This window comes from Prosthecobacter sp., assembly GCF_049294395.1.
Lineage (GTDB): Bacteria > Verrucomicrobiota > Verrucomicrobiia > Verrucomicrobiales > Verrucomicrobiaceae > Prosthecobacter.
The window spans coordinates 119,643-126,887 of sequence record NZ_JBAQCR010000004.1 but is presented as its reverse complement, the minus strand read 5'-3'; the positions used below and the strand labels follow the sequence as shown (position 1 = coordinate 126,887).

Genomic DNA, 7,245 nt, shown 5'->3' with positions numbered 1-7,245 from the left:
GTGCCCGCGTTTGTGCATACGCGCGCCTTTGGCATCGCCGCAATCCAGGAAGCGATCACCGCCGCAAAAACGACCGGCGCGGCGTTGCACATCGTGCATGTCGGCAGCAGCGCCATCGGCGACATGAGGGAAGTTTTGAAACTCATCGATGCCAGCAAGGCTGCAGGTATGGACATCAGCACCGAAGTGTACCCCTACACCGCCGCATCCACCGTGCTGGAGTCCGCGATGTTCAATCCCGGCTGGCAGGACAATCTCAAGATCGACTACGGCGATCTCGCCTGGGCCGCGACAGGTGAACGGCTCACGCAGGAGAGTTTCGAGCGCTACCGCAAGCAAGGCGGCTGGGTGATCATCTACATGATGAAGGATGAAAATGTGGAGATGGCCATCGCGCATCCCGGGGTGATGATCGCGAGCGACGGCGTTCCCTTCATTGATGGCAAAGGCCATCCCCGCGGCGCGGGAACTTTCGCCCGCGTGCTGGGCCATTACTCGCGCGAGAAAAAGCTGCTGCCGCTGATGGAAGCACTCGCCAAGATGACGATCCTGCCCGCCCGGCGTCTGGAAGGATACGTTCCAATGATGAAAGGCAAAGGCCGCATCGCCCTGGGTGCCGACGCGGACATCACCGTCTTCGATCCGGCGACCGTGATCGACCGCGCAACCTTTGAGTCCCCAACGGCTCCTTCCGCCGGTATTCCCTATGTCATCGTGAACGGTGTTCCCGTCGTGCGTGATGGCAAACTCGTGAAAGAAGCCCGTCCTGGACGCGCTGTAAGGATCACTCCATGAAACACATTCTTCTAAGCCTAGTCTTTGGCACTGCCTTGCTCGCAGAGGACGCCGCGCAGTGGCGCGATCTTTTCAACGGCAAGGATCTCACCGGCTGGATGGATGTGAACACCAGCCCTGAAACCTGGGGCGTCAAAGACGGCATGCTGATTTGCAAAGGCAAGCCCATCGGTGTGATGCGCAGTGAGAAGCAGTATGAAAATTTCATCCTGCACATCGAATGGATGCACATGGAGGCGGGCGGGAACTCCGGCGTTTTTGTCTGGAGCGAAGGGACGGCAGCGCCAGGAAAAGAACTGCCCAAAGGCATGGAGGTGCAGATGCTCGAGCTCGAATGGCCAAACCTGCATCCCGGGAAAGACGGGCTGCCGAATCATCCCGGCTACGTCTCAGGCGAACTTTTTGGCGCGAATGGACTCGAAGGAATTCCAGACAACCCGCGTGGCAGGCGCAGCATGTCGTGGGAGATGCGCTGCAAAGGCAAGGGCGAATGGAACACCTACGATGTGGTCTGCGTGGATGGCACGGTGAAACTCTCGATCAATGGCAAGTTTGTGAATGGCATCAGCCAATCGACAGTGCGCAAAGGGTACCTCTGCCTTGAATCCGAAGGTGCGGAGATCCATTTTCGCAACATCCGCATTCTGGAACTGCCCGGTGGCCGGGTGACGCCGGAACAGACAGCACCGGCCGTGGGAAAGTAGTCATTTCGTCTGCTTCATCAATTCCTCAACCTTCGTCGTGATCCGCTCCTCCACGGTCTCGGTGTAAGGCGCACGATGGCCGTATTCAAACATGCCGGTCACGCCTTCATAGCCGCCTTCTTTGAGCACACGCAGGCTGGGCACATAGCTCGTGAGATCATTGTTGTAACCGCAGACCCAGGTGCTGTTCCAGCCGTAGGCTGCTTTGAATTTGAGTGAGTAGTCCACCACCGTCTCACCGGTCAGTGCGATGAACTGAAATTCTGTGCCAATGCGCCAGACTTGGACTGGATACTTCACACGATCCGGCGGCGAACCGAGTGTCTCATATTGGCGGATGAAGTGCTCGAACTCGCGTTTCGGCATGCCGGTGAGGTTGGGGAGGCGTTGCTTGAGTTCTTCGAGCGGAATGCCGGGCTGCAGTGACAACTCCGTCTCGCCCATCGCAGCACGAATCGGCCCGTTGAGCGGCGGCATCTGGGTGGCGATCACCTGACGCACCGCCTCGGCCAAAACTTTGCCATACATGCTCGCGAGTTCGGTCGCTTCGACATCCCTGCCACGAATACGCGGCAGCGGATTCGCATCGCCACCGCAATTTTGCACAAACATCGCCACGGAACCGGGAAAGGATTTTTCCAGTTCAAGCTGCGCAAAGCCTGCGTAATCGCCATTGATGCTGAGGCCGCCGAGCGCGGTGGTGTGGCAGGAATAACCGAAGACGATGGCCTTGAGATCATTTCCAGCCTTCACGGTGATCACCGGCACATCCTGATCCACCTGTCCGCCGAGGGCGCGGCTCTCCGGGCCGCGTGAGCGCCGCCGATTTACCGCCACTCCGGCCAAACCTTGCTCAAAGGCCAGTTCAGCGGGCGCGAGATTTGCGATGGCTTTCCCGATCACTTCCTCATACTTGGCGTAAACCATCGCCGTGTAGCGATCCTTCACCGCCGCCTCCTCCGGCGTGAATTCATAATACAGCCACAGCACATCCGCCGTCACCGGACAAGAGTGATTGTGCGAGGTGTTCAGGATCAACCGCTCTCTTGGAATGCCATGTTTTTCCAGAGCCGTCTTCGCGATGATGGAGACCATTTTGTCGCTCAGTCCCACGAGATCTGCGGTGACGAGGACGGATGTGGCACCAGAATCATCTTTGAGCGCGAGCGCCTTTAACCAGATGGGATGTTCCACTCGCTGGGACATGCGGGTCTTGCCGCCATAGCCCGCAAGGGGAACAGGCTCTGTGGGTGTGATGTCCGCTTTGGCTGCGCCTGCCTGCCACGTGGCGGATGCGGCGGTGGCATTTAGCATGGCGAGAAGCGACAGCAGAGTGAAGATGTGTTTCATGCAATTCAGAGGTCACATACGGCCTCGGTCATCTGACTTGTCAGGGCAAGTTTGCACTTGCCGCCTCTTGTATCTGAAATCAGCATAAGAGTATATGAACCGGGCATTCATTTCCCTGACGACCCTGGTGGCTTTGATTTTCTTTGGTGGTCGGAGCATAGCCAAAACTCAAAAGCCGAGCGAGGAGATGATCCTGATTTTGCTTCATTACAAATCCGGCCCGAATGCTCTGGATGTCAGAAAGCTGCCCTTAGATAAGGGTATGGACTTTCCTTCAAAAAAGGAAATGCTTGAATACGAAGTGTACAATGTCCCTTACCCTGAAGGCTACGCGGACTACTTTTCCTACCGGGTTTATCTTCACATCCAATCAGGGCGCTATTGGATCTATCAAGGCGGAGGAGCAGGAGGAGTGCTTGAGTTCTATGGACCCGGATTGGTGAAGGACTTGCAAAAAACCTAGATGGTCACTTCACCTCCGCAGCCATCTCGAGCAGGGCATCCATCATTTTCACAGAAGCCTGGGGCTCAAGGTTGTTCGTGCCGGGCCATGTTTCGTAGCCGCCGAGTTCAAAGTGGCGTGGGGTGGGCATGTAGCCGTAGTAGCCGTTTGCCAGTTCGACCATGAAGGATTTGGCAAAGGGGCTGCGCTTGCGGAATTCGACACCGGTTTCGGCAAAGGTTTCCGTCGGAGTCGTTCCGATGCAGATGTCCCCGATGCGGAGGATCTGCACGGGGGACTTGGTGGCGGGGCTGGCCTGTGCGAGGCGCTGAATGCGCCCGGCATAGGCGAGAGGCAGATCGGCCTTGCCTTGGATGCGGGGAGTTTTGGCCTCGGTTTCTTTGGCCCAGGCGATGAGTTCCGGATCAATCTTGCGCCAAGCGACGTCGAGCTCACGATAGCGTGCGGCGAGAGGTGCGCTGTTCTGCCAGGTCACGTTTGCCAGGGCCGTGTTTACTTTTGACGCGACGTCCTCTGCGACATAGCGCATCTGCTCATAGGGCTTCTTGCGCGGCTGCGGGTTGCGGAAGTTGATGTTGTTGGCGTCGCCGCTGGTGCCGTTGGCCATCATCGCGACGAAGGGCGGATCATCTGAGCCTCCGGCTTGCAGGCGCTTCAAGGCTTCGCAGTACATGCCGTAATAATCAGCGGAGATGTCCGCGCCATTCACGCCGCCCACATAATGCAGGGAATACGCGGAATAGACCGAGATGAGCCGCCCGCCGGGCTCGCGCAGGGCGATGAATGAGACGATGGGATCGGGCTCGCCAGCAGGCTCGACGAGTGCGGGATTGCCTGCTCCGGGATTCATCTTCACCTTGTCGATTTTGCCGAATGGATTGGGCGGCATTTTGCCCTCCTGAAGAAACCAGCGGCGGATATGCACATGCTCCGGCACCGCCACTGTGCCAAAGGCGATCTCCGCCGGACGCAGCAGATAGAGCGCACGCCGCACTCCGTCTGCGATGCGGCGGACAACAAATTTTTGGTAGTCCGTGAGTTCCAGATCGGAAAAATAACCCCGAACCGGACCACCCAGGGCATTCACCGCCGAATGGGTGTGCGTGCCGGAGATCACCACATTGACCGCAGGGATGCCGGTTTCTTTTTCAATCAGCTCCCGGGCAGCCACACAAACGCTGCGGTGGAGTCCAAGCAAATCACAGACGACGAGGGCGAGCTTTGTTTTGCCGTCATCAAGCACGAGGCAGCGTGCGTGCAGCTCATCGTGAATGTTCGTGCAGGGATAGGGCAGGAAACCGCCAACGACCTCGCCACCAAGATCCGGCGTGATGTTGCTGGTGGCGGCACCCACCATTAAAGGAGCCTTGGGGGCATCCGCAGCGTGAAGGGTGGCAACAGTAAAGAGAGCGAGGAAAAACGAGCGCATGAATCCTATACAGCGATGAGGAGGCGGTTTTGTCATGGCTTCCAATCCACCGGCAGACTGAGCGACCACACTTCATTTGAAAGCGGGCGCGCGTGCCCGCCTGCGAGCCAGAGCTTGTCCTGGAACACGAACACCGAGTGCTCATGCCGCGCCTTCCAGCATGTCTTCGTTTCCAAACGCTGCCAGTTCTTGCCATCGGCGCTGTGCCAGACATCACCAAAATTATCTTTTTCCTTCGACCAGCCGCCTAGCACCCACATGCGCCCACGGTATACAGTCGCGCTGAGCCACAGCCGTGGAGCCCAAGGTGCGGATTCGGTTTCGCAGGTCCAGTTCACTCCATCGCTCGATGACCACACATCGTTCTTTGCGTGATAACCCGGCACGTAGTTGCCGCCACCGAGCACGTAGATTTTGTCATTCACCACCACCGCCTGGTGATACGCACGCGGCGACCACGCCGCCTTTGCCGTCTCCAGCTTCCACTCTTTGCCATCATCTGACGACCAGACATCGTTCTTCAGGCTCGCATCATCGCCAAAGTAGTAGTTCTCCGTACCGCCGAGCATCCACATACGGCCGCGATGCTCCACCAGACCTGCAGCAAGTCGCGGAGTCCAGCTTGCACTCGCCGTGGCTTGAACCCACGTCACGCCATCAGTAGATGACCACACTTCATGGCTCGCCGAATGACCCGGCAGCCGGCCTTTGTGCCACCCGCCCATGATCCACATGCGGTCATGAAAGGTGAGGCTCATCGCGAGATCGCTATGCAGCCATGGTGCGTTCTGAGTGATCAATTTCCATGCTTTGCCATCGCTGGAGGCCCAGACATCCCGAGGAGGTTCCTCGAACGATTGAAACCAGCCGCCGCCGATCCAAAGCTGATCTTTGAACACCCACTCCGCCTGCGAATCACGGGCCTGCCAGGCGGCTTTGGATTCAAGCACCCAGTTGATCTCAGCAGCGGAGATCTTCAGGCTGATGCACCCGATAAAAAGTAGAAGGAGCGACCGCATAATTCAGATCTCCGACTCCTTTGGCAGCAGGAAGGGCGCACGATACTCACGACCGAGGAGGTCGTTGGCACGGGCGTTGTCGAGGAAGGATTCCTTGCCGCCATCCACGCGGAGATGCTGACCAAAGGTGAGTTTTGTCTTGTCCAGATCGACACCCGCATCGCTGAGATAATGGCGGGTGCGCTCCAGCGTCTCCTGCACGTCGTCATGAACCTTGATTTCGCCGAGGCACTTTGCGATATCGTTCACCGAAGTCTGGGAGCCGAGTCGATACGAGATATTGGCGATGTGGCAGAGCGCGCTGCTTTGATGGCCCTCCTCGATCTCCGCTTTCAGATCGCCCTGCCTGCGGCTGCGCACGGCATTGAGGAAATTGGCGAAATGGTTCTCGGATTTGCCCTCGAAGGCGCGGATGAGATTACCCTTCGGATCGTAGAGGTTTGTGTCGGCGATGATGCCTTCGCTGCCGTAGAAGAACCACATCGACTTGATCGTCGGATGAAACGGCGCGGATTTAAGGCCACGCGTTTCCGAGATGATGGTCTTGTCGCCAAAGTCAAAGATGCCCACCTGCGAGTTCGGTGTTTCGGCCACGTCGGTGTAGCCGAGACGGCCACCGTAGCTCAACACGCTGCGGCCCAGGCCGGTCACGCCGAGGCCCCAGCGGCAGATGTCGAGCGAGTGGACGTTGTTGTTGCCGATCTCGCCGCTGCCGGTGTTCCAGAACCAATGCCAGTCATAGTGAAACTTGGGCCGGTTGAGTTTTGGTATCGCTGCTGGTCCTGCCCAGAGATTGTAGTCGCAGCGCGGCGGCATGGCGCATTCGGCCGGCCCGCCGATGGAACCACGCCCGCCGTAGATGATGCTTTTCGCGAGCTTTACCTCGCCGAGTTTGCCCTCGCGCATGAATTTGACCGCCTCGGCCAGAGCACCCCGTGAACGATTTTGTGTCCCACCCTGGCAGATGCGGCCCAGCTTTCGCGCCGCCTGCACCATGCGCCTGCCTTCGAAGACGTTGTGGCTCACCGGCTTTTCGACATACACATCCTTGCCCGCCTGCATCGCCCAGATCGCAGACAAAGAATGCCAGTGATTCGGCGATGCGATGAACACCACATTCACCGACTTGTCCTCCAGCACCTTGCGCAAGTCCTGCACCTTCTTCGGCATCGGCCGTTTCAATTCGACGAGCAATGCGCCCACCTCATCCGCGCGATCAAGGTCCGGGTCACATACATAAGCGACATCGCAGTCCACGAGTCGCGCCAGCTCCCGCGCATGCGCCTTGCCACGAATGCCGCACCCGATGATCGCCGCGGTGATTTTTTCATTGGCGCTGACCGGCTTGGACTCAGCTGCAAACAAGGGCGCTGACAGGCTGACTGCGGCGGCGGCCATGAGGGAGTCTTCGAAGAAACGGCGGCGGGTAAGAGAACGCATGGTTGGAAAGTCATACGAGGCAAGAAGCGCCGGGCTTGCTGTTTT

General features: G+C 58.2%; 7 protein-coding genes. 3 read left to right on the top strand and 4 right to left on the bottom strand.

The genetic code is table 11. The annotated features are described in order from the left end of the window. Together WAW39_RS00585 and WAW39_RS00580 are read left to right on the top strand one after the other, a co-directional pair. The coding region (locus WAW39_RS00585) for an amidohydrolase family protein (RefSeq protein WP_422314692.1) at positions 1–795 on the top strand (795 nt) is incomplete at its 5' end. Further along, a complete protein-coding gene (locus WAW39_RS00580; protein WP_422314690.1) occupies positions 792–1,499 on the top strand; it encodes a 3-keto-disaccharide hydrolase in 708 nt (235 codons plus the stop codon). The genes WAW39_RS00585 and WAW39_RS00580, both read left to right, overlap by 4 nt. On the opposite strand, the gene WAW39_RS00575 is transcribed toward WAW39_RS00580, so the two are convergent. Further along, on the bottom strand, positions 1,500–2,849 hold the full coding sequence (locus WAW39_RS00575; RefSeq protein ID WP_422314688.1) for a hypothetical protein: 1,350 nt from the start codon (positions 2,847–2,849) through the stop codon (positions 1,500–1,502). A gap of 94 nt (positions 2,850–2,943) precedes the next feature. Between WAW39_RS00575 and WAW39_RS00570 the strand changes: the two genes are divergently transcribed. Continuing rightward, complete coding sequence (locus tag WAW39_RS00570) at positions 2,944–3,312, top strand: hypothetical protein (protein ID WP_422314686.1); 369 nt, start codon at positions 2,944–2,946, stop codon at positions 3,310–3,312. A 4-nt stretch (positions 3,313–3,316) separates the two neighbouring features. Here the strand turns inward: WAW39_RS00570 and WAW39_RS00565 are convergent, their stop codons facing one another. Genes WAW39_RS00565 through WAW39_RS00555 form a run of 3 tightly spaced genes read right to left on the bottom strand, consistent with a single transcriptional unit; the run spans position 3,317 to position 7,200 of the window. After that, positions 3,317–4,741, bottom strand: coding sequence for a hypothetical protein (locus WAW39_RS00565; protein WP_422314684.1), 1,425 nt, complete (start codon positions 4,739–4,741; stop codon positions 3,317–3,319). Positions 4,742–4,773: 32 nt separating this feature from the next. Next, positions 4,774–5,760 carry a Kelch repeat-containing protein gene (locus WAW39_RS00560; protein WP_422314682.1) on the bottom strand — a complete coding sequence of 329 codons (987 nt, stop codon included), beginning with the start codon at positions 5,758–5,760 and terminating at the stop codon, positions 4,774–4,776. Between the two features lie 3 nt (positions 5,761–5,763). After that, a complete protein-coding gene (locus tag WAW39_RS00555) occupies positions 5,764–7,200 on the bottom strand; it encodes a Gfo/Idh/MocA family protein (protein WP_422314680.1) in 1,437 nt (478 codons plus the stop codon). Positions 7,201–7,245: the final 45 nt, after the last annotated feature.